This is a genomic window from Flavobacterium amniphilum (genome assembly GCF_023634845.1).
Classification (GTDB): domain Bacteria; phylum Bacteroidota; class Bacteroidia; order Flavobacteriales; family Flavobacteriaceae; genus Flavobacterium; species Flavobacterium amniphilum.
This window is the reverse complement of the sequence record NZ_JAMLJL010000054.1, coordinates 1-863: the sequence shown is the minus strand read 5'-3', so window position 1 is coordinate 863 and position 863 is coordinate 1. Positions and strand designations below refer to the sequence as shown.

Sequence of the window (863 nt, the reverse complement as noted above, 5' to 3'; positions counted from 1 at the left end):
TACAAATTGTCTTCACAATTATTTTGATGATAATCTCCAATTTGTATTGCTGAATATATTTTCATTTATTGATTTTCTGTCTTTTAAAATAATATGTCTTCTGTTTTCTGTTAACATAGCCCATAACGTTCTGGTACTACAGCGGGTTTGGGATTAAATTAAGCCCATTCTTCGGATTTGCCAAATCATCCAAATACAAAACCATTTTTCCATTAAGCCTATTGCCCAAATCCGTTGTAGTAGCTGTTAGGCGACGTTTTTATTTCCAGAATTGCCAAGGTTTTTTGTTATTCTTTTTCTGCCAGTCTTTAAAGCGTTTATCTATTACAAACCTTATTTTTTCGTAGTTTTCCCAACTGTTTTCATATTCATAAATACTATCTTGATTTGAATCTAACGTGTTTGCATAATCGCCAAAATATTTGTCTGATGAATAATAATCTTCGGTAAATTTTAGTCCTATTTCATTCAAATCTTCTGCCCAAAACTTTCCATCACAACATTTAATCAGGAAATCACGACCAGTAATTTTTTTGGCTTTTACATTTTCTAATAAGCTTGCTGATTCCGTCAAGTGAATCTCGCCAATTAAATTGTTCTCGATAATCCAATTTAAATACATTCCGATATGAGTTCCTCCATTTTCAAGAGTAACATTTTCAGGAAAATTTTCTGTTTGATGCCAATCTATTCTGTCGATACTTGCCATTTATGATGGTTGTGTTAAAATGTCGCCTAACGTTCCGCCTTTAGTTTGTATTACTAAAAATAATTAATTTTCCGAAGAGGAAACGGGTGAACTAAAACGTTCCGTAGGGTTGAGACCTATAAGCCGCATAAGTCCCGTTTCCACTTTCGGTCTT

At 33.1% G+C, this 863-nt stretch carries 1 protein-coding gene; it reads right to left on the bottom strand.

Annotated features, from left to right (window positions below; all coding sequences use genetic code 11):
- Positions 1–259: 259 nt before the first annotated feature.
- Positions 260–709 (bottom strand): DUF7832 domain-containing protein, encoded by a 450-nt coding sequence (locus NAT51_RS19635; RefSeq protein ID WP_250601813.1) that lies wholly within the window; start codon positions 707–709, stop codon positions 260–262.
- Positions 710–863 lie beyond the last annotated feature (154 nt).

Excerpts from the sequence above, each read along its gene's own strand:
- NAT51_RS19635 (WP_250601813.1), bottom strand. The coding sequence starts at position 709 with ATGGCAAGTATCGACAGAATAGATTGGCATCAAACAGAAAATTTTCCT.